This window comes from Ochrobactrum sp. SFR4 (assembly GCF_019730395.1).
In the GTDB taxonomy this organism is placed as follows: Bacteria; Pseudomonadota; Alphaproteobacteria; order Rhizobiales; family Rhizobiaceae; genus Pseudochrobactrum.
This window is the reverse complement of the sequence record NZ_JAAPBB010000850.1, coordinates 1-267: the sequence shown is the minus strand read 5'-3', so window position 1 is coordinate 267 and position 267 is coordinate 1. Positions and strand designations below refer to the sequence as shown.

The 267-nt window shown below is 54.3% G+C and carries 1 pseudogene; it reads left to right on the top strand.

What is annotated here, in order from left to right:
- Window positions 1–267 (top strand): annotated as a pseudogene (locus HBA93_RS21485) (FAD/NAD(P)-binding protein); the annotation flags it as partial.

The window sequence follows — 267 nt, the reverse complement described above, 5'->3', positions numbered from 1 at the left end:
CGAAACCACCGCGTCTGTTTGGGGACTTCATCAACCCGCCGGAAATATCCGCAACACAATTACTGCATAAAATCCGCAAGACAATTCATGAAGCAGCACGGCAATCCGTGCCATGGCAGTCCGTGATTGATGCCCTGCGCGATCAGGGCAGTGAAATCTGGCATGCTTTACCGTTAAGTGAGCGCCAGCGTATTGTCCGGCATCTGCGTACCTATTGGGATGCCCATCGCTTCCGCCTCGCGACCCAGACAGACGATGTTCTTGAGC